18 protein-coding genes are annotated in these 24,556 nt (G+C 61.9%); 5 read left to right on the top strand and 13 right to left on the bottom strand.

Translation table 11 applies throughout. The annotated features are described in order from the left end of the window. Positions 1-79: 79 nt before the first annotated feature. Positions 80-592, bottom strand: a complete 513-nt coding sequence (locus ACYU7Q_RS03950; protein WP_460608134.1) for a pyridoxamine 5'-phosphate oxidase family protein — start codon at positions 590-592, stop codon at positions 80-82. Between the two features lie 249 nt (positions 593-841). Between ACYU7Q_RS03950 and ACYU7Q_RS03945 the strand changes: the two genes are divergently transcribed. Beyond that, on the top strand, positions 842-1,441 hold the full coding sequence (locus tag ACYU7Q_RS03945) for an acyl carrier protein phosphodiesterase (protein WP_460608133.1): 600 nt from the start codon (positions 842-844) through the stop codon (positions 1,439-1,441). Between the two features lie 202 nt (positions 1,442-1,643). On the opposite strand, the gene ACYU7Q_RS03940 is transcribed toward ACYU7Q_RS03945, so the two are convergent. After that, positions 1,644-2,159, bottom strand: coding sequence for an FKBP-type peptidyl-prolyl cis-trans isomerase (locus ACYU7Q_RS03940; protein ID WP_460608132.1), 516 nt, complete (start codon positions 2,157-2,159; stop codon positions 1,644-1,646). 161 nt (positions 2,160-2,320) lie between these two features. Next, complete coding sequence (locus ACYU7Q_RS03935) at positions 2,321-4,510, bottom strand: catalase (RefSeq protein ID WP_460608131.1); 2,190 nt, start codon at positions 4,508-4,510, stop codon at positions 2,321-2,323. Between the two features lie 318 nt (positions 4,511-4,828). On the opposite strand from ACYU7Q_RS03935, the gene ACYU7Q_RS03930 reads away from it, so the two are divergent. Beyond that, complete coding sequence (locus tag ACYU7Q_RS03930) at positions 4,829-5,989, top strand: SMP-30/gluconolactonase/LRE family protein (protein WP_460608130.1); 1,161 nt, start codon at positions 4,829-4,831, stop codon at positions 5,987-5,989. Between the two features lie 121 nt (positions 5,990-6,110). Then, the gene (locus ACYU7Q_RS03925) at positions 6,111-8,279 is read left to right on the top strand and encodes a S9 family peptidase (protein WP_460608129.1); all 2,169 of its coding nucleotides are present in this window, start codon (positions 6,111-6,113) and stop codon (positions 8,277-8,279) included. Positions 8,280-8,426: 147 nt separating this feature from the next. Here the strand turns inward: ACYU7Q_RS03925 and ACYU7Q_RS03920 are convergent, their stop codons facing one another. The 4 genes from ACYU7Q_RS03920 to ACYU7Q_RS03905 form a co-directional block, all read right to left on the bottom strand. Next, on the bottom strand, positions 8,427-10,418 hold the full coding sequence (locus tag ACYU7Q_RS03920; RefSeq protein ID WP_460608128.1) for a DEAD/DEAH box helicase: 1,992 nt from the start codon (positions 10,416-10,418) through the stop codon (positions 8,427-8,429). Positions 10,419-10,491: 73 nt separating this feature from the next. After that, a complete protein-coding gene (locus tag ACYU7Q_RS03915; RefSeq protein ID WP_460608127.1) occupies positions 10,492-10,716 on the bottom strand; it encodes a hypothetical protein in 225 nt (74 codons plus the stop codon). A 6-nt stretch (positions 10,717-10,722) separates the two neighbouring features. Continuing rightward, positions 10,723-11,082 carry a helix-turn-helix domain-containing protein gene (locus tag ACYU7Q_RS03910; RefSeq protein WP_460608126.1) on the bottom strand — a complete coding sequence of 120 codons (360 nt, stop codon included), beginning with the start codon at positions 11,080-11,082 and terminating at the stop codon, positions 10,723-10,725. Continuing rightward, entirely contained in the window at positions 11,079-11,372 is a 294-nt protein-coding gene (locus ACYU7Q_RS03905; RefSeq protein ID WP_460608125.1) for a type II toxin-antitoxin system HigB family toxin, read from the bottom strand. Before ACYU7Q_RS03905 ends, ACYU7Q_RS03910 begins: the two co-directional genes overlap by 4 nt. 402 nt (positions 11,373-11,774) lie before the next feature. Between ACYU7Q_RS03905 and ACYU7Q_RS03900 the strand changes: the two genes are divergently transcribed. Together ACYU7Q_RS03900 and ACYU7Q_RS03895 are read left to right on the top strand one after the other, a co-directional pair. Continuing rightward, positions 11,775-13,361 (top strand): FAD-dependent oxidoreductase, encoded by a 1,587-nt coding sequence (locus ACYU7Q_RS03900; RefSeq protein WP_460608124.1) that lies wholly within the window; start codon positions 11,775-11,777, stop codon positions 13,359-13,361. A gap of 66 nt (positions 13,362-13,427) precedes the next feature. Beyond that, on the top strand, positions 13,428-14,519 hold the full coding sequence (locus ACYU7Q_RS03895) for a winged helix DNA-binding domain-containing protein (RefSeq protein WP_460608123.1): 1,092 nt from the start codon (positions 13,428-13,430) through the stop codon (positions 14,517-14,519). 84 nt (positions 14,520-14,603) lie between these two features. Here ACYU7Q_RS03895 and ACYU7Q_RS03890 read toward each other — a convergent pair whose 3' ends face one another. The 6 genes from ACYU7Q_RS03890 to ACYU7Q_RS03865 all read right to left on the bottom strand — a co-directional run bounded on the left by ACYU7Q_RS03890 (position 14,604) and on the right by ACYU7Q_RS03865 (position 24,497). Further along, on the bottom strand, positions 14,604-15,716 hold the full coding sequence (locus ACYU7Q_RS03890; protein ID WP_460608122.1) for a vWA domain-containing protein: 1,113 nt from the start codon (positions 15,714-15,716) through the stop codon (positions 14,604-14,606). 9 nt (positions 15,717-15,725) lie between these two features. Next, on the bottom strand, positions 15,726-16,445 hold the full coding sequence (locus ACYU7Q_RS03885; protein WP_460608121.1) for a 2'-5' RNA ligase family protein: 720 nt from the start codon (positions 16,443-16,445) through the stop codon (positions 15,726-15,728). A 22-nt stretch (positions 16,446-16,467) separates the two neighbouring features. After that, positions 16,468-18,789 (bottom strand): DUF5682 family protein, encoded by a 2,322-nt coding sequence (locus tag ACYU7Q_RS03880; protein WP_460608120.1) that lies wholly within the window; start codon positions 18,787-18,789, stop codon positions 16,468-16,470. Positions 18,790-18,951: 162 nt separating this feature from the next. Further along, the gene (locus ACYU7Q_RS03875; protein ID WP_460608119.1) at positions 18,952-20,034 is read right to left on the bottom strand and encodes a hypothetical protein; all 1,083 of its coding nucleotides are present in this window, start codon (positions 20,032-20,034) and stop codon (positions 18,952-18,954) included. 90 nt (positions 20,035-20,124) lie between these two features. Beyond that, a complete protein-coding gene (locus tag ACYU7Q_RS03870) occupies positions 20,125-21,207 on the bottom strand; it encodes an ATP-binding protein (RefSeq protein ID WP_460608118.1) in 1,083 nt (360 codons plus the stop codon). 161 nt (positions 21,208-21,368) lie between these two features. After that, on the bottom strand, positions 21,369-24,497 hold the full coding sequence (locus tag ACYU7Q_RS03865; RefSeq protein ID WP_460608117.1) for a DUF5691 domain-containing protein: 3,129 nt from the start codon (positions 24,495-24,497) through the stop codon (positions 21,369-21,371). Positions 24,498-24,556 lie beyond the last annotated feature (59 nt).

The raw sequence follows: 24,556 nt of genomic DNA, 5'->3' as shown, positions 1-24,556 counted from the left end.
AAGCCGCTGGCCAACGGGTTTCAGGCAACAAAAAAAGGCCGGAATTGCTTCCGGCCTTTCAGAATCATTGGTTCAAAAGCTACTTCACCTGCACCTGGGCGTGCTGGTTCACGTCGTCGTCCTTGCTGCGCTCGCCCGTCACCACGGCGCGCACGTAGGCGTAGGCTTGCACCAGCAGGCTGCTGGGTGAATCCCAGTATTCGGCTTTTTCGATGTCGACTTTCAGAATGTTGATGTGCGGGTCATCCTTGCCTTTGGGAAACCAGCCGCGCATGGGCTCGCTCCACAGTTCGGCAATTTTGGCTTCGTCGCGGTAGGCATTGGCCCGGCCCGATACGGAGGCGTACACGTTGCTGCTCGGGTCAGAATAGCTCAGGTTGACCTGGCTGTCCTTTTTGATTTCGTAGACTTTGGCCGACTCGGAGTCGGTGAGGAAGTAGAGGGCACCGTCTTTGCCAGGCTTGATGGTGGCCATGGGGCGGCTGTGCAGGCTGCCGTGCTCATCGGTGGTGGTGAGCATGGCCATGCGCACGTCCTTGATTTTTTCGAATAGCTGGGTCAGGTCGTGGGTTACGGGCGACTTATCGGACATGGGAAGAGAATTGGGGAGGTGAAAGAATAGGCTGCGTCCAAAACAGGTGGGCGGCGTATTGGCTTACGGCAGCCAGCCGGCCGGGGTTGAATAATCTCTATTGGGAAGTGGAGTAGTGGATGTTAGCGGAACGTCATGCAGAGCGCAGCGAAGCATCTTTACCGTAGAAGTAACCCAATCGATGGGGATTACTGTTGCGATAAAGATGCTTCGCTGCGCTCTGCATGACGAACATTAACTTTCCCTCCAATGAATTTTCTGGCCCATCTTTTCCTCTCCGGCTCGCCTGCCTCGGCCACCTATTCCGATATCCTGCTGGGCAATTTCATCGCCGACTCGGTGCCCGGCCGCCAGCTCGAAAACTACCCGCCCGATGTGCAAGCCGGCATCCGCCTGCACCGCGCCATCGATACCTTCACCGACCAGCACCCCGTGGTGCGCCGCAGCACCCAGCGCCTGCGCGCCGCCGGCTACGGCAAATACGCCGGCGTGATATCGGACATGTTCCTTGACCACTTCCTGGCCCATAATTTCGCCGAATATTCACCCGAAAGCCTGCCCGGTTTTACCCGCCGCGTGTATGCCCTGCTGACTGCCCGCGAAGCCGAGATGCCGCCCCGCGTGCAGCAAATGCTGGTTTATATGGTGCAGCACAACTGGCTGCTGGGCTATGCCGAGATTGAAGGCATGCGCCGCGCCCTCAGCGGGCTCAGCCGCCGGGCCCTGGCCGGCTCCGGCATGGAAACGGCCGCGACCGAACTGGTGGCTAATTATGCGGAGTATGAAGCGGATTTTCGGGCGTTTTTTCCGGAGTTGCAGGAGTACGTGGCGTTGTCATTGCGAGCGTAGCGAAGCAATCCGTCCTGTTCTCAGCGACCAGCTTATAGCTGTGATAAAGCTTTTTCTCCTACACATCTTCTTAACGTAAACTAAAAGCCCCGGTACTGTGCAGTGCCGGGGCTTGTCGCTAAAGAAAATGTCTGGTTTTGACAGGACGGATTGCTTCGCTACGCTCGCAATGACAGTCCTGCCTCGCAATGACTGGCGAACCTTAGTGGTGGTGGCCGCCTTCGCCGTGCACGTGGCCGTGGGCCAGCTCTTCGGCGGTGGCTTCGCGCACGTCCTGCACCTTGCCGTGGAAGTGCATCACCATGCCGGCCAGCGGGTGGTTGAAGTCCATCTTTACGGCCGTATCGCCGATGCTTACCACCTTGGCTTGCATGTGGTTGCCTTCGTTGTCGGCCATGGGCAGGAAGTTGCCGGGCTGGAGCATTTCATCATCCAGCTTGCCGTCGATGAGGAAAACATCTTTCGGGATTTCAACCAGCGCCTGCTCGTCGTAGTCGCCGTAGGCCTGCTCCGGGGTGAGGCTGAACTGGAACTCGTCGCCGGGGTTCTTGCCATTGAGCTGGGCTTCAAAGTCTTCGGGCAGGCCGCTGTGGCCGAACAGGAAGACCATGGGCGCATCAGCTTCGGCCGATTCGACCAATACTTTTTCCTGGTTTTCGTCGGTCACGCTGAGGTCGTAGGTGATGGTGACGACTTTTTTATCGCTGATTGCAGCCATGAGAGTAAAGGGGGATTGGGGAGGAGAAAGTGCCAGCCCGGGCGGCTGATGCACAAAGAAAAGAAGTTCTGGCGGGAACGGCGGGCATATCAGGAAATTAAAGCCCGCCATGCCGAGCGCAACGCGGCATGACGGGCTTTTCCCTCCGTTCAGTCCAGAACCTACGCCGGCATCGCTTTCAGCTCACGGCTCCAGAAGCGGTGTTTGGCAATGGCCGCGATGAACTGCGTAGCCAGGCCGCTCACCTGCGCATCCGAACTGGTAACCACGCCGTCGGCTTTCAGAATGTCTTCGGCGCCGGGATAAGCCGCCGCTTTCAGCAGGTCGATGCCCGCGCCCGAAGCCGCGATGGGCTTGCAGTGGCGGAAGGCCTCGTTCACGAAGCGCACGGCGTCGGCATTCTGCTTGAGGACGGCTACGCTGGCATCGCCGCCGGCCACGTACACGGCATCATACAGCACCGAAGCGGTGGAGAGGAAGGTGCCGTTCACCAGCAGCTCCTCGCCGCCCGCACCCGTGATGGTGCCCAGGTGCGTGGCCACAATGGCGGTCTGTGCGCCCTGGTCCATCAGCGTTTTCATCAGGTCGCCAATGGCGGCCACGTCAGCCCCGTCGGTGGCCAGGATAGCAATGTGGCGGGTTTTGATGCTGGCTTTGCCCTGGTTGATTTTGGCATCCGGGGCAATGCTCAGGGCCGAGTCCTGGCCAATGTTACTGGCGGCGGGTTTCGACTGCAGCGAGGCAGCATCGGCATCGGCACCTACTTGCAGGTTGAGCTGCACGCCATCGGCCGAGGGGACTGTCACGCCCAGGCCTTCGGCCACGCGGCGCACCAGGTCCCTGTCAATCTGGGCCAGCTGTATCAGCGTGCGGGTGCGCACAAACTCCTTCTGCACGTGGCTGAGCTCGAAACGCAGGGCCTTCACAATGTGCATCTTCTCGGCATCGGACTGGCTGTTCCAGAACAGCTTGGCCTGGCTGTAGTGGTCCACAAAGCTCTTGCTGCGGAGGCGGATTTTATGGCCTTCCACGCGCTCGTGCACCGTGTTGAAGCCGCCTTCGCTCAGCTTGGCCTGCTGGGGAAAGTTGTCGTTCAGCAGGTTGGGGCCGTAGCTGGTCTGGCCCTTGTTGATGGTCTGGCGCATGTGGCCGTCGCGCTGGCCGTTGTGGATGGGCGCGATGGAACGGTTAATCGGAATCTCGTGGAAATTCGGTCCGCCCAGGCGCGTGAGCTGGGTGTCGGTGTAGGAAAACAGGCGGCCCTGCAGCAGCGGGTCGTTCGAGAAATCGATGCCCGGCACCACGTGGCCGATGTGGAAAGCGGCCTGCTCGGTTTCGGCAAAAAAGTTGTCGACGTTGCGGTTGAGCACCATTTTGCCCAGCAGCTGCACCGGTACCAGGTCTTCGGGGATGAGTTTGGTAGAGTCCAGAAGGTCGAAATCGAACTTGCGCTCGTCTTCTTCCTCCACTACCTGCACGCCCAGCTCCCATTCGGGGTAGGCGCCCATTTCGATGCAGTTCCAGAGGTCGCGGCGGTGGAAATCGGGGTCTTTGCCCGAAATCTGCTGCGCTTCTTCCCAGGCCACCGAGTGCGCGCCCTGCTTGGGCTTCCAGTGGAATTTTACGAAGCGCGACTTGCCCGCTTCGTTGATGAGGCGGAAGGTGTGCACCCCGAAGCCTTCCATCATGCGCAGGCTGCGCGGCAGGGCGCGGTCGCTCATGGCCCAGAGCAGCATGTGCATGCTCTCGGGGTTGGTCGAGATGAAGTCGTAAAACGTGTCGTGGGCCGAGGCGGCCTGCGGAATCTCGTTGTGCGGCTCCGGCTTCACGGCATGCACAAAGTCCGGAAATTTGATGGCGTCCTGGATGAAGAACACCGGAATATTGTTGCCCACGAGGTCAAAAACGCCTTCCTGGGTGTAGAATTTTACGGCAAAGCCGCGCACGTCCCGCGCCAAATCCGACGAGCCCCGCGAGCCGGCTACCGTGGAAAAGCGCGTGAATACCGGCGTTTGCACGCCGGCTTGCAGGAAGTCGGCGCGGGTCAGGTTGGCGTTGTTGCCGTAGGCTTCGAAATAGCCGTGGGCGGCCACGCCCCGGGCGTGCACCACGCGCTCGGGAATGCGCTCGTGGTCGAAATGCGTGATTTTTTCGCGCAGAATAAAGTCTTCGAGCAGCGAGGGGCCGCGCTCGCCGGCCTTCAGCGAGTTCTGGTCGTCGTTGACGCGCAAGCCCTGGTTGGTGGTCAGGAACTGACCGTAGCCGTCTTCGCGGTTCTGGGCCAGCTCGTCGGTTTTGGCAGTGCTCACGGCGTCTTCGTGGGTTTTCTTAGCTAGTGGTTTCTTGCTCATGGAAAGTAACAGGCTTGGTTTTATGGTATAGGCTGAACGTGGCCTGGCGCTGCCGGTTGGGAATATCCCGGATAAATAATTCGGGCATTTTCAGGGGGCGTCGCCTAGTGGTTGAGGGTCAATAAGCACGGCGGGCCTAGTGAGGAGCCTGGATAAATGCCTTTTTAGTGAGCTACGAGGGCTTCACTAGGCTTTCCGCTTTGTGCGGCCGTTCAGAGCCGGCCTGTCAATGGTGGGCCAGATAACCTGGCATTGGCGCGGTGCGTACCCGAAGGCGGCCATTTCCAACCCCGGCTTTCTTTCCAACTCTAATCCAAAATGCGCAAAAATCTGCATCAAATTCTGGGCGCTGCACTGCTGAGCACCAGCCTATTGGCCGCCTGTCAATCAAACCCGCCCACCACGCAGGAGGAGGCTGTGAATAAGGAAGCCGTAGTAAAAACCGACTCCTCGGCCACCACCGTGGCCAAAACCGATTCGGTGCCCACCATTGGCAACCCGCAGCTGCTGTTCACCCTCGACGACGCCCACAACACCCCCGACGGCCTGGCGCTGGCGCCCAATGGCCACCTCATCCTGTCGGTGCCCAACCTGGCCGACAACAGCCAGCCGGCCTCGCTGATGGAGATTGATGGCACGACCATCAAGCCCTTCGCTACCAACCTGCCCGTGGAGCCCACTACCAAAAAGGCGGCCCCGATGGACCTGGCTTTCGGCCCCGATGGCAACCTGTACTACGCCGAAAACCAGTACGAAAACAGCAAGGATTTCAAATCGCGCCTGATGAAGGTGGCGATGAAAAACGGCAAGCCCGGCGCCATTACCACGGTGGTCGACAACTTCGCGCTGGCCAATGCCGTGGTTTGGAAAGGCAACACGATTTACGTGACCGACAGCCAGTGGGACCTGCCCGATAACGACAAAGGCAGCGCCATTCTAAAGTTCTCCCTGGCAGAACTAAATAAGGGCATCGTCCACCTCAAGCCCAAAACCATGGACCCGCACGTGCTGGCCACGTTCACGACGACGGTAAATGAAACCGGCGTGGACAACGGAGCCGACGGCATGGACTACGACAGCAAAGGCAACTTTTACACGGGTTCCTTCGGCGATGGCAAGCTCTACAAAGTGTCGCTAAAGCCCGACGGCACCTTGGCCAAACAGGAAACTCTACAGCTCAAAGGCAAGGCCATTCCCTGCGTCGACGGCCTGATAATTGACCGCGCCACAGATAAGATGTACCTCTGCAACTCGCGCGAAAACGCCATTGAAATTGTGGACCTGCGCAACGGCAATACGGTGACCACCCTGGCCCAAAATGGCGACACCGACGGCAGCGGTGGCAAGCTCGACCAGCCGGCCGAAGTGTTGCTGAAAGGCAAGCGGCTGTACATCTCCGACTTTGACAAGCCCGAAAAACACTTCGTGAATTCGAAGTCGGACGCGCCGCACACCATGTCGGTAATTGACCTGCCGTAATCAGTTCAGCCGTCATTTTAAACTGGAATCCCCGTTGGTACCCGCCGGCGGGGATTTTTGCTTGAAACTGGGGGTAAATTTGGTGCTGCAACTTTTCGCAATTGTTCTCATCTGTTCCAGCATGATTCAACTTTTTGCCCGTGGTGCCACTCTGGCCGGGGCCTTTTCGCTGCTAACCACAGCCGCTGCCTGGGCCCAGAGCCCCAGCACCCAATGGACCAAAGACGGCTACGGCTACCTGCAGGTGCGCCCCGATTCGGTGGTGCAGCTCGATATTCGCCATCCCGGCCAGGTACGCACGCTGCTCAGCAAGCGCCAGCTGACGCCAGCCGGCCAAACGGCCCCCCTCGGGGTGCGCCGCGTGGCGCTGTCCGATGATGGCCGCCTTATCCTGCTCAATACCAATACCAAGAAGGTGTGGCGCTACGATACGCGCGGCGACTATTGGGTGTTCGACACCGGCACGAAGCAGCTCACGCAGTTGGGCAAAGGCCGGCCCGAGTCGTCGCTGATGTTTGCCAAGTTCTCGCCCGATGGGAGCAAGGTCGCCTACGTGAGCGGCCACAACCTCTACGTGGAAAACCTGGCCGACCACGCCATCACCCAGCTCACCACCGATGGCACCGACAAGCTCATCAACGGCACGTTCGACTGGGTGTACGAGGAGGAGCTGGACTGCCGCGACGGTTTCCGCTGGAGCCCCGACGGCCAGCACCTGGCCTACTGGCAGCTTGATGCCAACAAGACGCGCAATTACCTGATGCTGAACACCACGGACGCGCTGTATCCGTTCACGGTGCCGGTGGAGTACCCCGTGGTGGGCGAAGACCCCAGCCGCTGCCGGGTGGGCGTGGTGGCCGCGAGCGGCGGCGCTACCCGGTGGATGGACGTGCCCGGCGATGCCGTGCAGCACTATATTCCGCGCATGGAATGGGCCGGCGCCAACGAACTGATTATCCAGCAGCTAAACCGCCGCCAGAACGAAAGCAAGCTCATGCTCTGCACCGCTGCCACCGGCGCGGTGAAACCCATCTACACTGAAACCGACAAGGCTTGGATTATGGCCAAGGACGAGCCCGTGGGCTGGGACTGGTTGAAGGACGGCAAAAGCTTTGTGTGGGCCAGCGAAAAAGACGGCTGGCGCCATCTCTACCAGATTGACCGCACCGGCAAGGAGAAGCTGCTCACGCCCGGCAACTACGACGTTATCAGCCTCGAACGCATTGACGAGGCTGGCAAAGCCCTCTATTTCCTGGCTTCGCCCGCCAACGCCACCCAGCGCTACCTCTACAAAGTGCCGCTGAAAGGTGGCAAGGCCGAGCGCGTGACGCCCGCTGCCCTCAGCGGTACCAACACCTACGAGGTGTCGCCCAACGGCAAGGTGGCGCTGCACCGCTTCGCCAGTGCCAGCAGCTACCCGGTTTCCGACGTGGTGGCGCTGCCCGCCCACCAGCGCCTCAGCGGTGGCGAGTTGCCGGAGCAGGCCAAGAAGATGAAGCTGCCCAAACCAGAGTTTTTCCAGGTGAAAACTGCCGACGGCGTGACGCTCGATGGCTGGCTGGTGAAGCCTACCAACTTCGACCCCGCCAAAAAGTACCCCATCGTGTTTTATGTGTACGGCGAGCCGGCCAGCCAGACGGTGACTGACAACTTCGGCACGGGCTTCAACCGCCTCTACCAAGGCAGCATGGCCGATGACGGCTACATCTACGCCTCCATCGAGAACCGGGGCACGCCGGCCCCGCGCGGTCGGGAATTCCGCAAATGCATCTACCACAATCTGGGCAGCCTCAACATCCGCGACCAGGCCATGGGCGCTAAGGAAGTATTTAAAAACAGTTGGGTCGACACCAGCCGCGTGGCGGTGTGGGGCTGGAGTGGCGGCGGCGGTTCCACGCTGAACCTGCTGTTCCAGTACCCGCAGATTTACAAAACCGGTATTTCCGTTGCTGCCGTCGACAACCAGCTCAACTACGACAACATTTACCAGGAGCGCTACATGGGCCTGCTGCCCGAAGACAAACATTATTTCGTGGACAACTCGCCGCTCGCCCACGCCAAAAACCTGCGCGGCAACCTGCTGCTCATCCACGGGACCGGCGACGACAACGTGCACTACAACAACGCCGAGCAGATGATAAACGAGCTGGTGAAAAACGGCAAAACCTTCCAGCTGATGGCCTACCCCAACCGGACGCATGGCATCTCGGAAGGCGAAGGCACGAGCAAGCACCTGGCGGCTACTTATACCAAGTTTTTGAAGGAAAACTGCCCGCCCGGCGGGCGGTAGCAGAACAATGCAGGAGCGGGGCCCGCTCCTGCATCATCAAATAAAAGAGGCATGGGATTGTCCCCATGCCTCTTTTTTTATTAACACTGGCATTACAATGACGATGCAGAGGCGCGAAGTGTCGCGTCTCTACACCGTTCTGGAAATTTAATCCTGCAATTCCCAAGCCGTGCGGTAGCCGCCAATCTGCTCCACGTACTCAATCATCGCCTTGAAAAACGGGTGCGCGCTCAGCGTTGAAGAGTCGCCGACGAGCAGCAGCTTTTTGCGGGCCCGCGTCATGCCCACGTTCATGCGGCGGATGTCGCTCAGGAAGCCGATTTCGCCGTGATTGTTGCTGCGGGTGAGGGTGATGGCGATGATGTCGCGCTCCTGGCCCTGGAAGGAGTCTACCGTGCCCACGCTGAGCTGGCGGTGCAGCATGAAGCCGCTAAGCTCGTCGTTTTCCTCGATGGCGTCCTTGAGATAATTGATTTGGGCGCGGTAGGGGGCGATGACGCCGATGCTGAGCGGGTCTTCCTCGTGGTCGGCGGGGTCGTAAGGTTCGAGCAGCTGGGCGAGGCGCTTGAGCAGCAAATCCGCTTCTTCGGGGTTGGCGGTGGAGCGGCTTTCGGGGATGGTGATTTCCTGGAAGCCGAAGCCGGCCGTGTCGAGGAATTCCACGGGCAGGTCGGGGGCGAAGCGCAGGTCGTAGGCGTCGAGGCCGGCGTGGGCCACGGTTTCATAGGCTTCGAGGCGGCCATCGTAGAACTGGTCGGAGCTGAACTGCATGATTTGCTCGTGCATGCGGTACTGCACCGTGAGCATGCGCGCCGTGGTGGGCTGGCGCTTGATGGCTTTCTCGAACAGCGTTTCGCGCAACGCGCCGGCTTTGTCGCTCTTCACGGTGGGCGGTAGCTGGTGGTGGTCGCCGGCCAGAATCACGCGGTTGCCCTTGGCAATCGGAATCCAGCAGCCCGGCTCCAGGGCCTGGGCCGCTTCGTCGATAAACACCGTTTCGTAGGTGAGGTGGCGGATGTTGCGGTTGCTGGCGCCCACCAGCGTGCACGTTATCACCTGCACCGACTCCAATAAATCTTCGGTGATGTAGCGCTCCAGGTCATCGGCCTGCTGAAACAGCATGCGCGCTTCTTCCTTCAGCTGCCGGCGGTGCTGCTGCTCCTCGTAGCCGAAGTTGCGCACGTATTTGCTGGCGGTTTCGCGGTACTGGTCGGCCGTCTGACGCATCGAGCGCATCTCGTTGTAACTTTTGTGGGCCATCACCTGGGCATCCAATGTATGCTCCAGCAGCAAATCCGAAACCCGCGAGGGGTTGCCCATTCGAATAACATTCACGCCGCGCTCGGCCAGCTTTTCGGTGAGCAAATCGACGGCCGTGTTACTGGGCGCGCACACCAGCACGCGCCGCTCGCGCCGGATGGTTTCCAGAATGGCCTGCACCAGCGTAGTGGTTTTGCCGGTGCCGGGCGGGCCGTGGATGATGGCCACGTCCTTGGCGGCCATGACGTGGCGCACGGCGGCCAGCTGCGAGTCATTCAGCGGGCTGGGGTAGAAGAGGTCGGTGGCCTTTTCTTCGCGGAACCGGGCTTCTTTGGCGCCCAGCAGGATGTCGCGCAGCTCGGCCAGGCGGTCGCCGTAGGCGCCCATCACCTTGCCCAGGGCGTAGTCCATCTCGCGGTAGCTCACTTCGTCAAAAGTGAGGTCGATGCCCATTTTGTGGCCCTCGGTCACCCAGTCGGGCAGGTCTTCCTTGGTGGTGGCGAACAGCAGCTTGTTGCGCCGCACGCTGGTGATGACGCCGCTGAGCGTGGGCCGGTCGGTGGCCGAGCGGCCGGGCACGTTGCCAAACAGTGAGGCGTTTTTGCCCACCTGAAACAGGTGCAGGCCCTGCTGGCCGGCGGGCCGCTCCAGCTCCAGCACCACCTTGCCGCCAAAGCCAATGTCTTCCTGCGTGATGCTGACGGGGTACCAGGTGAGGCCGCGCTGCTGCCGCTCCTGGATGCTGGCTTTGGCGTTTTTAAGCTTGAATTGCTCCAGGTCTTCCAGCTGCTCCAGCTTCATCAGGGACTGGACGTGGCGCAGCTCCTTTTCAATGGCGTAGGGGTCGACGGGGGCGAAAGTGGGGGTGGTATCGGACAAGAGAATGCGGGTTGGGTTCGTTGTGATTGGTAACAACGAAATGGGGCAATGAGTAGGTTTCTTTAAACTAGCGTTAATATTTCTTGGGATATACCATTTCTAAGTATTCATGGAATTCGTCATAAACGATGAATTCCAGCTGTCCGAATAGGCTGGTCGTTCTATTAGCATAACTTCTTATCTCATCAAGCGAATCAAAATTCAAGTAGGGCAAATCACTGCCCGACTGACGTGATTCTGCATCCGCCTTTAAAATGATTCCGGTAGATGCTTCTGCTATCAATACACTGTACTTCATAGTTTCTTAAGCCGCAGCAAGCAGCATTTCGGCCGATAATCCCAGGTTGTCGTGCAGCGCTTTCATCATCTTGGCGGTGAGCTTGCGCTTGCGGTTCAGGATTTCGCTCACCCGGCTTTCGCCGCCCAGCCAAGCGGCGAGGTCGCGCTGGCGCAGGCCGCGCTCGGCCATCTTCAACTTGATGTATTCGATGGGGTCGGGCTCGGGAATGGGGTAGTGCTGGTCTTCGTAAGCGCAAACCAGCGTGCCGAGAATGTCCAGCTCATCAAACTCGGGCGTGCTGGGGGGGGCTTCAAAAATGGCTTCGACGCGCGCCAATGCTTGGCGGTAGTCGGCTTCGGTGCGAATGGGCTTGATGGTATTCATATCGTGGTGGCGTCGATGCGGTCGTATTCTTTGTGGGTGCCGATGAAGCGGATGTACACAATGCCCGTGGCGTAGTTGATAGCTGCAATCAGCCGAAAATCGTTGCCCTTGATGTTAAAAACAATGCGGTTGCTGCCCACGATGCTGGCGTTGCCGTACTGGGCTTTTACGTCGTTCGGGGCTTTCCAGTCAGCTTCTTTTGCTTCCTTATACCAAACCTGCAAGGGCAGAGCAGCCGTGGGGTGTTTCTCCCAAAAATCCCGCAGAGTGCCCTTGGTGATAATACGCATTACTTCAAATGTAAGTAAAACTTACCAATTAGGGAAGTGGTTGGCCTGAGGATGGTAGCGCTATGCTTCCTTGATAATGTAGTACATCTGACAACGATGCCTGCCGTCGTCGCGAACGATGCAGCGGCGCTGGTTAGCATGCCAGCCGGGCTGGCTACGATAGCAGCGGAGGCGTCAAGCATCGCTGCCGTGACGTCATGTCATACTGCCGGGCTGGCGAGCATATCGGCCGGGGTGGTTAGCACCACTGCCGGGGTGACAAGCCTTGCGGCGGAGCTGGTAAGCCTCATTGCCACGGGTGGAAGCACAGCGGCCGGCCCGCCAAGCCCGGCGGTATCACTAAAGAGCCCCGCGGCCCGTATGACAAGCACCTTCGCAACTGCTCATACCTCCCGAAACGATATGGCTGCTCCCACCACTCCGCCCCTCACCGGCCCCGATTTTGTGACCGATGGCCTGGCCCTCGCCGACCTGGCCGATGGCGCCATGACCACCGGCCACGCCCACGGCGAGCCCGTGCTGCTGGCCCGGCGCGGAGCCGAAATCTTCGCCATTACGGCCAAATGCAGCCACCTGGGGGCGCCGCTCGGCAAGGGCCTGCTCGATGGGGAAACCGTGCGCTGCCCCTGGCACCACGCCTGTTTCAGCCTGCGCACCGGTGCGGCCCTGCGCGCCCCGGCCCTCGACCCGCTGCCGTGCTGGACGGTGGAACAGCGCGATGGCCGCGCCTACATCACCAGTAAGCTGGAGCGCGACCCGCTGGCTCCCGTATCGGCAGCCGAAATTCCGGCGCACCCGGCTGCTGTGTTAATTGTGGGCGCGGGCGCGGCGGGCAGCGCGGCGGCCGAAATGCTGCGCCGCGAGGGCTACAAGGGCCGTATTACAATGCTCGACGGCGAGGCCGAAGCGCCCTATGACCGCACAATGCTCTCCAAAAGCTTCCCGGCCGATGAGAAAAAGCCGGTGGCGCTACGGCCCGCTGGCTTTTACGCCGGGCATAAAATTGAGGTAGTCCACGGCGAGGTAGCAGCACTGGACGTGCCCGGCCGGCGCGTGCTGCTGGCCGATGGTTCGGCGCACGCCTACGAGGCGCTGCTGCTGGCCCCGGGAGCCGCGCCGGTGCCGCTCGATATTCCGGGCCACGACCTGCCGCAGGTGCATACGCTGCGCTCGCTGGCCGACCACCGCGCCATTGTGGCCGGGGCCCGGGGGGCGCAGCGGGCGGTGGTGCTGGGGGCCAGCTTTATTGGGCTGGAAGTGGCTGCCGCCCTGCGCGGCCTGGGCCTGGAAGTGCACGTAGTTGCTCCCGATAAAGCCCCTTTGGCGAAGGTGCTGGGGCCGGAGCTGGGCGAGATGGTGCGGAAGCTGCACGAGGAAAAAGGCGTGGTTTTCCACCTCGAACAAAAAGCCGAGCGCATCGAAGCAGGGGTGGTGGTGCTGGCGAATGGTGCGCGCCTGCCTGCCGATTTGGTGGTGGCGGGCATCGGCGTGCGGCCCCGGCTGGCGCTGGCGGAGGCCGCCGGCCTGGCTATCGACCGGGGCGTGACGGTGAACGAATACCTCGAAACCAGCGCCCCCGGCATCTTCGCAGCCGGCGACATTGCCCGCTGGCCCGACCCGCACTCCGGCCAAAACATTCGCGTGGAGCACTGGGTGGTGGCCCAGCGCCAGGGCCAGACGGCCGCCCGCAACATGCTGGGGCAGCGCGAAAAATTCGACGCCGCGCCCTTCTTCTGGAGCAAGCACTACAACCTCTCCGTTCGCTACGTGGGCCACGCCGAGCAGTGGGACGATGCGGCGGTGAGCGGTGATTTAGGGCAGCAGAAATGCTCGGTTGCCTACCGGGCCGGGGGCAAAACCCTGGCCGTGGCCAGCGTGCAGCGCGACCTCGAAAACCTCCAGGCCGAAGTAGCGCTGGAACGCGACGATGAAGCGGCCCTGGGCCAGCTGCTGCGCGGTGGCAATGCCGCGGCGGCGGCGGAGCATTAAAGGGGCACTGCCCGTATTTTTAGCGCGGTTTCGGTTTCGGGCACTAAGCCGGAATTGATGTATAGGATGACACCCCCGGAAGTTGCCCGCCTGCGCCTGCTCAACCAACGCATCAGCGGTAGCAAGTGCCCTGACCCGGTTGCCGTAGTGCGGTGGATGGGCGCGCTGCAAGCCCAGGATTACGGGCAGGCCGTTTGGGCGGTGGGCCTGCGCACGCAGGTGCCCGCGCTGGCCGCCGTCGAGCAGGCCATTACCGATGGGCAACTGGTGCTCACCTGGCCCATGCGGGGCACCCTGCACCTGGTGCCAGCCGAAGACGCCGCCTGGATGGTGCAGCTGATGGCCCCCCGGGTGCTACAGGGCCTCACCGCCCGTCTGCGCCAGCTGGAGCTGGACGCGGCCACCATCGAACGCAGCAAAACCGTATTTTACGAAGCCCTGAGCGGCGGTCGGCGGCTCACGCGGGCCAGCATGATGCAGGCGCTGGAACAAGCCGGCATCAGCACGCAGGGGCAGCGCGGCTACCATTTGCTGGGCCACACGGCGCAGCTGGGGCACATCTGTTTCGGGCCGCTGCTGGAGCGGCAGCAAACTTTTGTGCTGCTGAACGAATGGGTGCCGAATGCGCGAAAATTAGACCGCCACGACGGTTTGGCCGAGCTGGCCCGGCGCTATTTCCGCAGCCACGGCCCGGCCACCGTGCACGACTTCGCCAACTGGGCCGGCCTTACCCTGGCCGATGCCCGGCAGGGGCTCGAAGCCGCACAGCCGGCCCTGGCTTGGGAAAAAGTGGCAGATAAAACCTACTGGTTGGCTGCTGGTGAAAGCGTCGCTGCTCCGGCGGCTGGGGCTGTGCAGCTGCTGCCGGGCTTCGATGAGTACCTGCTGGGCTACAAGGACCGGCAAGCGGTACTGGCGGCCGAACACGCGTCGAAAGTGGTGCCCGGCGGCAATGGTGTGTTCAAGCCCATGGTGGTAGTGGATGGGCAAATAGCGGGCACCTGGAAACGCACGCTCAAAAAGGGCGCGGTGGATGTTGCTGTGAGCTTCTTTGGTGGGGAAGCGGTGCCCCAAAAGGCATTGGCCGCGGCGGCCCGGCAGTACGCCGACTTTCATGCCCTGCCGCTGGGTGTGCTCCAAGTGGAGCAAGGCGTTTGATTTTGCCTGAAGCAAGCCTGGACGACAAGCTCCGAAAGAACCCCGTGCATCGTTCGGTCAGCAAGCGGACTCGCAGCGTCCACGCTACAGTACTTCCAGCTTTTGCCCCTGCATGGCCTTCGCCATCAGCTCCGGAAACTTTGCCGGGGTGCAGGCAAAGCTGGGAATGTCCAGCGCCGCCAGCTGCTCGGCCACGCGGCGGTCGAAGCTGGGCGCGCCGTCGTCGCTCAGGGCCAGCAGCACCAGGAGGTTGACACCGGCCGCTTTAAGGGAAGCGGCACGTTTTATCATTTCTTTTTCGTTGCCGCCTTCGTAGAGGTCGGTGATGAGGACGAGAATGGTATCCGTGGGGCGGGTGATGAGCTGCTGGCAGTAGGTGAGGGCCAGGTTAATATCGGTGCCGCCACCGAGCTGCACGCCGAATAGTAAATCCACCGGGTCGTGCAGGTTTTCGCTCAGGTTCACTACGGCCGTATCGAAAACGACCATGTGCGTTTTCACGGCTTTCAGCGAAGCCAGCACCGCCCCGAATACGCCCGCATAAACCACCGAAGAGGCCATGGAGCCGCTTTGGTCCACGCAGAGCACGATTTCCTTCAGCGCCTGCCCGCGCCGCCCAAAGCCCACCAGCCGCTCGGGAATCACGGTTTTGTGGGCTACCTGGTAGTGCTTGAGGTTGGCTTTGATGGTCGCGCCCCAATCGATTTCGTGGTAGCGGGGGCGCGGGTTGCGCACGGCCCGGCTCAATGCGCCCTGGACGGCCTGACGCAGTGGGTTGCTGAGCTTCTTTTCCAATTCGCGCACCACTTTGGCGATGACCTCGCGGGCGGTGGCTTTGGCCTTTTGCGGCATCACCCGGCTCAGCGACATCAGCGTGCCCACGAGGTGCACGTCGGCCTGCACCGTGCGCAGGATTTCGGGCTCCAGCAGCAGCTGGTTCAGGCCCAGGCGCGTCATGGCATCCTGCTGCATGATGGCCACCACTTCGGTGGGAAAATATTCGCGAATGTCGCCCAGCCAGCGGCTCACACGCGGCGCCGAGCCGCCGAGGCCCGCCTTACGCTCGGCCTTATCGCCGTCGTAGAGGGCGGTGAGCACGTCGTCCATGCGCCCGTAGTCAGGCGGCATCGGCACGGCGTTTTGCGCATCAGCAGCGCTGCCGAGCACGAGTTTCCAGCGGGAAGGAGTGGCGGACATAATGAAGCGTTAGGCAGAGGGGGAGAAGGAGTGGGGATGAGCTGGCGCCCCGAGTGGAAATTTTTCCAGCAACACCGTATTACGGGCGCGCTGGTACCAGTCGTTGTAAACCAATTCCACCGTATCAATCTCAAATGAGCCGATAAAATGCGTCTGGTATTTCGCCAGCTTTTCCAGCAGCCGCGCCGGATTTTGCAGTGGGCTACGAAAGCGCATGACCGTGGAATGGGCTGTTTGAATGCTGTAGCGCTGGTCGATGGACTGCTGAAGCCCGGAGCCGCGGAAGAAGCGGCGGGTTGCGTCGCGCAGTTTTTCCAGCTCATCGCCTTCCGGGAAACCTTGCACGATGATGCTGCCCGGCGAGGCGGTCAGGCCCGCATAGCTTATGGTGAACGGGGCGCTCGATTGCAGGATGCTGCGCACGGCGTCTTGATAGTCGGCCGGGGCAATCAAATCCAGCGTGAAGCCCTCGTAGCAGGAGATTATCGATAGAATGGTGACGTGAATGTCAGCAGCCGGATAGTAATACTGGTCGGGTTCGGCGCGCCGAAAATCCAGCAGCATCTCCTCGATGCGGGCCGCGATGGAAGCCGGCGGGCGGGCCAGGAGCGTGACGCCCCGCCGGTGGTCGTTTGGCGAATCAATCAGCCCATCCAGCTCCGCTTCGCCTCCGGCTAGCTGGCGCACTGCCGCTTGGCGCATGGCATCGTAGTAGGTGGTCAGGTTCATGCTGAAAAATAAAGCAGCGCTACTAAACGCCCAGCAGCTCCCGCAGCCCCGGCAGCATCCGCGCCCCGCGCTCCCAGTCAAAATCGGCTTCCGTAGCCGCTGCCGGTGCGGCCGCATCCGTGCCCGCAATTTCCAGAATCTGCCGCCGCTCGGGCAGCGAGAAGTCGGTGAAGGTCCGGCGGAGCAGCGGCACGATTTCGCGGAAAGTTTCTTCGTTGAGCTCGCCCAGCCAGGTATCGAGCAGGTCGAACAGTTCGCGGTGGTGGATGAGCAGCAGGCCCGAGCCGCGCAGGAAACCCTCAATCCAGGCCGTGGCGTAGTCGGTGGGCTGGGCGGGAGCCAGGGCCAGGCCGAGGGCGACGGCCGTGGCGGCGGCATCGGCCTGCTGCGCGTCGAAGAGCAGGCGGGCGGCAGCTCCGGCCAGCAGGCCGTTGGTGGCAATGTGGCGCTGCACGGCGGCCAGGGCGGCGTACCAGTCGGCTTCGTGGCTTTCGTTTTGCAGCAGCCGGATGGCCTGGTGGGTGGCTTCGATGCGCTCCAGAAGCGGCTTGGCGGCATCGTAATCCAGGCCGGCGCAGGCGGCGGGCAGGCCGATGCACAGGCGCGGCACCAGCTGGTGCACCACCTGGGCCACTTGCTGCGTGTCGGTGCGGCGCACGTTGCCGTAGCGCAGCACCTGGGCCAGCGGGGGCAGGGCGGCCAGCAGGTGCGTTACGTCGCGGGTGCCGGCTCCGATGGTTTCGAGCCGGGCCACCAGCGCCGGAATGGCCGGGCCGAGGTCGGCGCGTAAAGCCTCTTCCAGTAGCTTGCTCACGGCTTCGAGGGTGGTGGCTTCGGCGGCACGGGCGGTGGCGCGGGCGGCAGCGGCGGCGAGCACGGTATTGCCCCAGCGGCCGGCCTCAATCACGGCCAGGGCCATTTCGGGTTCCCATTCCAGCGTCCATATTTCGTGGAAGGTGCCGCTTTTGCCCGCTACTTCCTCGGGCTCGCCCCAGTTGATGTCGAGCAGGCGCAGGCGGTGCAGCAGGTGGCTGCGGTCGAGCTGGGCGGGTTGGCGCAGGTCCAAATCCAGTGGTTTCGAAATGGCTTCGGGCTTGAGGCGCAGGGTTTTTTGTTGCTGGGCCAAATCTTGCTGCAAGGGCGTAGCGGGCAGGCCGGCGGGCACCTCGCCCAGCTTCACGCCAATCACCAGCTCCTTGTGCACCAGCGCCAGCGGCTCGGCGTAGCCCCCGCCCAGGATGGCCACGGCAGCTTCCTGCAATTCATCGATGCCCGGCAGCGCCAGACCGCGCACGGCGGCCAGGGCGGCGGCCAGCCGCACGCCCTCAATGGCGTGGGCCGAGGAGGCGCCCACGTCCTGCCCGCGCAGCAGGCGGGTGGCCAGCACCATCCAGTGCGTCAGGACTTCGGCCCTGGGCCCTGGCCGGTAGGATTGGGCAAATAGCAGCTCGTACCAGGCCGGCGAGAGTACGCCCGCGCCGTAGCCGGAGCTGAAGGACAGCCGCTCGTAGGTCCACGGAATCCAGGTGGTTTCGGTGGGGACTTTCTTCAGGCCTTTCAGGCGTGCTTTGTCTTCTTTTTTGAATAGCTCGGCCTGCAAAACCGGGGCGTGCCAGGCCCCGCACACCACCGCCACGCGCGGGTAGCCCTGGGCCAGTGTGGCGCGCAGGGTTTCGCGCATAAAGGCTTCGCGGAGCAGCGTTTCCTCGGTTTCGGGGCGGCGCAGCTCCTCGCGCAGGGCCGTCATCATGTCCAGCACCACGGCGAAGGTGTCGGCGTGGCCGGGCGCGTGTTCGAGGTGGGTTTCCCACCACTGCTCGGAGTCGGTGTAGCCGGCCAGGCGGGCAATGTAGGCGACGGGGTCGGACGCTACGCTGGGCGCTTCGATTAATGAGGAATCAGGAAGGAAGAATGAGGAATTAGGGTCCTCTGTTTCTGCCGCTGGCTCAGTTTCTGGAATAAAAGCAGTAGGAGCGGACGGAGCCAATACCTCATTCTTCCTTCCTAATTCTTCACTGCCAAAGGCGAACCGCAGGCTCATTGGCAAATCCATGCACCGCACGTGCGCGCCGTTCTTCGCGCACCACTGCACCGCCTGCCACTCCGGCGAAAACTCCGCAAACGGCAGAAACGAGGCCTGCCCTTGCTGCTTCGGGTTGTACACCAGCAGGGCCACCGGCGGCACCAGCTCCGGGTGCGTAGCCGTGGCCAGAGCGGCTTCGGCATCGGCGGGGCACTCCAGCAGCACGATGTCGGGCCGGAAGGCTTCGAGGGCGGCGACGAGGCTGGCGGCGCTGCCGGGGCCGTGGTGGCGAATGCCGAACAGGCGGAGGTCGGTGGGCATAGCGAGGTGAATTAGGAAGGCCAGATAACCCGGTGCCAAACGCCGTTCGCGCGACGGTGGGGGCCGAAACCGCGCTGAACAGCGCCGACACGGAGCTGTATCGGGCAGATATCCTACTGAATGACGTTAAAAGATATCCTGCTTAATATAAGCGGGAGGCAGTCAAGGTAGTAGTTTGAATGAAGTGCCATTCCATATTCCGACCCCGTCGTCTTGGGTCAACAATGCTAACTTGCCATCACCCAACGACAGCATTTTAAGCACATTCATCGGAGAGCCAACGGCATCCGGCTGCCCACTACGCCAATGCAGGTTTGGCGTAAATACTAATTGCCAATTACCTAATTTGGAAAGGTTACTTCCCGCTTTCCCTTTGAATACGCCCTTGTTGGCGTAAAAATAAATTTCTTCAGAGCCAGCTTCGTACATGGCCGGCCCGATATAGGGTAATTGGTTAAAGTTTATTCCACGGCTTTCTTGCGTACCTGCATCAATTTCCCTTCGGCTATTATAAATAGGCTGAGCACTAAAATTGTGAAAGATGGTTATGGCCCCAGAATTCATCATGTGCTGTAGCCCGGAAGAAACACCAACGTCATTTTTAAGCTGGAAAAAAGACTTAATAGGGCTGAGATTAATTTGAAAATCATTGAATTTTAAATTAACAAACTTATGTGACTTGGTGCTGTAGGTGAATATATTACCTCCCCACTCACCATAGCCATACCCGAGCCATAAATTGTCCTGATTATCCATAAAATAAGTGGCAGGTGTTGATAACTCCTGTAACTGTCGTATTTGGTCATTGGGCGATGAGACGGGCAGATGAAAGGTGTTTTTGTTAGTATCCAATACGCCTTTGGGGGTAATGGCATACACTTGATTGTTACTATTGACTGCCAGGGCAAACACGGGAATTTCCAGATTTCCAATTTCCCGCCACGTTTTATCGCTGCTGCTCCAGCGCTGAAGCTTATTGCTGATTTGGGCAACGACGTCTTTCCCAGCGTTTGCGATATGTTTGGCGGTTACCGTCTGGACCGACGGGATGGTCTGTTTAACTCCCTGGGTATTGTAAATGGTAATTTTGCCGTTGGCAGCTAAATACCATATCTGTTGATTGACTATAATGAGCTCATGTGGTGCTGTTGCGGCTTTTATGCCAACGGCTACTTTGGTAGCTGCTGGGGGCTTGGGGACGCTGCCAGCGAATAGGGCGGTAAGGAGGAGAAAGGCGAATTCCATAACGGACTACATAATAACGGATTGTTTGAAAAGTGACTTCGCAGACTTGGATGTCACTGCCAAGAGAATTACACACGCCAAGCGGTTGCTCTACTCCACCACCTCCCTGCACGCCCGATACAAATCCTTCCAGCCATCCCGCTCCTTGGCCACGGTTTCGAGGTATTCGAGCCAGACCACGCGGTCGGGAGCGGGGTCTTTGATGACGGCGCCGGTGAGGCCGGCGGCCAGGTCGTGGGCGCGCAGGGTGCCGTCGCCGAAGTAGGCGGCCAGGGCCAGGCCGGAGTTCATTACCGAAATGGCCTCGCCGGTGCTCAGCGTGCCGCTGGGCGACTTAAGCTTGGTTTTGCCGTTGTCCGTCACGCCCTGGCGCAGCTCGCGGAAGATGGTGACGAGGCGGCTGATTTGCTCCAGCGCAGGAGCTTCAACGGGCAGCTGCAGGGCCTGGCCCTGCTTGGCCACGCGGGTTTGCACGATGTGGACTTCCTCTGCCAGGGTAGCGGGCAAGGGCAGCACCACGGCGTTGAAGCGGCGGCGTAGGGCGCTGCTGAGCTCGTTCACGCCGCGGTCGCGGTCGTTGGCCGTAGCAATGACGTTGAAGCCCTGCCGGGCCTGAATTTCGGTGCTTAGCTCGGGGATGGGCAGCACCTTTTCGGAGAGCATGGTGAGCAGGGTGTCCTGCACGTCGGAGGGGATGCGGGTCAGCTCTTCGATGCGGACGAGCTGGCCGGTTTCCATGCCCTTGTAGAGCGGGCTGGGCACCAGGGCGGCCAGGGAGGGGCCTTCGGCGAGCAGGCGGGCGTAGTTCCAGGAATAGCGCAGGCTGTCTTCGGCGGTGCCGGCGGTGCCCTGCACCAGCAGGTTGGTGTGCCCGCTGATGGCGGCGGTGAGGTGTTCGCTCACCCAGCTTTTGGCCGTGCCGGGCACGCCGAGCAGCAGCAGGGCGCGGTCGGTGGCCAGGGTGGCGACGGCAATTTCCATCAGCCGCCGCTGGCCGATGTATTTGGGCTCGATTTCGAAGCCGTTATCGAGCTTGCCACCCAGCAGGTACGTCACCACGGCCCAGGGCGAGAGGTGCCAGCCGGGCGGCTTGGGGCGGCTCTGGTCGGTGGCTTTGAGGGCGGCGAGCTCTTCGGCGTAGAGGTCTTCGGCGTGGGGGCGGAGGAGGGTCATGTTTAATAGGGTATGGGGGTAGGAGGGTGTGGAGGTAGGAGTTGGAATTTTAAAGCGTCATGCTGAGCGAAGTCGAAGCATCTCTACCGCAATGCTAATCCAATCGTCTGTCATCCTGAGCGCAGCGAAGGATGACAGGAGGCGCGTTGCATGACGTTCTTTCACTCATTCAGCGACTTCTCTAAATCGGCCTGGAAGCGCAGGGTATCGACAAACGTATGGAGCTGAGGCTGGAACGCCGAGTGGACCTGCTCGATGCCTTCGACCTGCTGAATGGCCCAGACCGCATCGGCGGGGGCGAGGTTGGGGGCCACGGTTTGGGGCAGCAGCCAGGCTAGCTGCCGGAGGTTGTAGGGCGGGGCGTTGAATTCGTACAGCACGGCCGTTTTGGTTAGCTGGCCGGCAATGGTTTCCAGTACGGCGCTGCTAAGGGTCCGAGGCCAGGGTGCGGGCACAAAATCCAGGCCCAGGGTCCAGTCGGCCTGCTGGCGGCGCACGCGTTCAATAGTGGGTGCGAGCAAGAGGGTGCGCTGGTCGGACGCTGGCAGCAAGGCGGCCAGCAAGCCCCATTCGATGCCGCGGACACAATTGGCTTTGTCGAGGGCGGGCAATTCTTCCTGCCACAGCTTCAGGAAAGCACCGGCAAATGCCGCGTCGCGGTGCAGCAAGGTGCTGTGCGCCCAGCTGGGCAGCAGCGGCAGCGCCCATTCGGAGGCCAGCGCCGCCGCGAGCAGCTCGCCGGGCGTGAGGCCGAGATGCGCGGTCCAGCGCTGGGGCGGCAGCAACCCTACCAGGTTGCCGAGGCGGCCGGCAGCTGGGCCCAGCGAGGTTTGGAGGCCAATGCTGGTACTGATGCGGTACTCGAAGCGTCCGGTTATTTCTTCGATGCCGTCGAGCAGCCAGGATTTGTCCCAGGCCGTGGGCAGGGTGATTTCCAGCGCGGGTTTGCCCAGGCCCAACAGCTTGCGCTTGGCGGATATGAGCGGCGCGGCGCGGGCCCAGAGCCGCTCGGTGAGGGCCGCGCCGGGAATTTGCACCAGCAGCTCGGACGCCCGGCGGCGCACCTCCTGGCCCCGCGCTTTGAGTAGGGCTTCGAGGCTCGGCTCGGCGTCGGGGTGCAAGTGCTGGCTCAGCATATCAAGCAGCGCTTCCTGCCTTTTGGCCGGCTCGGAGGGAAGTGCGGCCAGCAGCAAGGCACGGGCCGCATTCGGGGTTTCAGCAAAATGCTGCTGGAGCCAAGCGAGGCGGGCGGCGGGTGAGCCGGTTTCCCAGGTAGCCAGGTTGGTGGTGTCGGCAGTCGGGGCGGACAAGCTTTCCGTCAGCTTAGCCCATGCAGGATTAATGCTCGCCAGCCAGTTGCCCCGGGCCCCGAGCACCGGCCCCAGCGCGGCCCGGGTTTCGGCGGAGCGCGTGGCGTGGTGCAGTAGTGGCACCAGCAGAGCTGGCGGAACGCGCAAGTCGCGGCCAGCGAGGCGGGTGAGGTAGTCGGGCAATAGTTCGAGATGCAGCGAGTTGACGAGCATCTGGTGAAGGTGGTCGGTGCCTTTGGGCCCCACGGCGGGCAGCAACTCGGGCGGGGCGGGTGCCAGGAGCGGCCCTGCGGGGGGGGCGGGCCGGTGGCCGGCCTTCCGCATCAGGGCCAGTGTGCCGGCCGCCAGCAACAGCTGCTGCTCGGTCGAATCGACCGTGGCGGGAAAGGCCGGGATGGGTTCGCCGCTTTGGCGGGTGCCAAGCAGGGCAATGCGCAGCAGTTGCGGCCAGGCCGGCGCGCCAACCACGTTCGGCGAAACATCTGCCCCCGGTGCTGGTGCCAAAAGGGCGGTGCCGCTGGGCATGGTGCCCGCGTCATCTTTAGGTTTGGCAGCGAGGGCGTCGGCGGGTGGGTTTGCACCCAAACTCCAGTTGCTGAGCGGCCGGAACGCTTGCCCGTCCCATTCGCCGAAAAGCGCGATGGGCTGGCCACCGCTTTCGGCTAGCAGCTGCCAGGGCGTGTTTTCGTCGGCGAAGCGCAGGGGAAGCGTGAGCGGCTCGGAGGCGTGATGCAGTAGCCAGCCGCCGTCGGGCAAAGGGGCAGGCAGCACCTGCGTCAGGGTGACGGGCCATTCGCGCAGCCAGGGTTGGCGGGCGAGGGCGGTAGCGTACTCATCCAGCAATTGGCTAATGGATTTGCCCGCCGGCACGGCGCTGGCGGGTACTGTGCCATCGAATTTTACATTGACCGGGGCGGCCCGCAATGGCAGCAAGCCCGGATAAAAGGCTAACTCGCCCACATAAGCTCCGTGCGGAATGAACGGCGTGTTGAATGGCTGGCTACCGAAGGAAAACTCCAGCACCAGCGCCGTGCGGCCGGTGTTGCGGCCGTGCAGCCAGGTGCGGCGGGCCGTCAGGCGGTCCTCCTCCCAGCGGAACTGGCCCAGCACGCGCCAGGCATCGGCTACGGGCGCGGCGGTGGCGAGCAGGTCCTCTTTTTTCAGGTTGATGCCAACTTGCTGCAACACGTCGGCCCGGGCATCGGGGGCGAGATTGGGCAGATTCAGGAAGGCCCGGGCCAGCAAATACAGCTCGCCGAGGCGGCCCAGCAGGCGCGGGGGCCAGTCGGCGTGGGCGTGGCGCGCGGTAGCCAGGTCGCGCAGCGCGGCGGCCAGGCCGGGCAGCTGGTTATCGACCAGGCGGGCGGCCTGGCTTTCCCAGAAATTGGCCGGCTGCTTGTCGAGCGTGGCCAGGCCGGCACGCATCAGGTCTTCGAGCCAGGCCATGAAGTCTTCCGCGCCGGCAGTCATGCGGGCCAGGCGTTTGGGGTCGACAGCTGGAATTAACGGGGGAGTTTCGCTCTCTTTTCCTCCCTGCGACGCTTCCAAATCAGGTATTGATTTCGGGCTTGCTTCGTCGGCCAGCAATTCAGCCGCGGCTGCCGTTTTGGAGACCTTAGCAGCCGGTTTTTCGGCCTTTTTCTCCTGGGTTTGCTGGCGCTTTTCCAGCCATTCGGCCAGCCAGGCGGGCGGCGTATGGCCACCGAAAAGCTCCGGCTGGCGGGCCATGAGCAGCAACAGGCCTGCGCCGTGCTTGCAGGGAAAAACCCGGCTGGGGCAGCTGCACTTGAAAGCCGGCTCCGTCAGGTCGATGCCCGTGAGGTAGGGCTTGCTGCCGCTGCCGGCGCAGTCGCCCCAGGCGGCGGTTTCGGTGCGGCCCAGGTTGGTCCATTTGGCGGGCTTCAGCAGCTCCTGGCCCCGTTTGAGGGTGCCGGGGTCGGTGATGAGGGCGAGGGCCTGGGCTTCGGAATAGGAAATCATGTGGGGCGGGGCAGGCTCCAAAAATAGCAGGGATTTTGGGGCATAGCTGCCTTAAATCC

Source organism: Hymenobacter terrigena, assembly GCF_054776515.1.
This window is presented reverse-complemented; position numbering and strand designations above follow the sequence as displayed.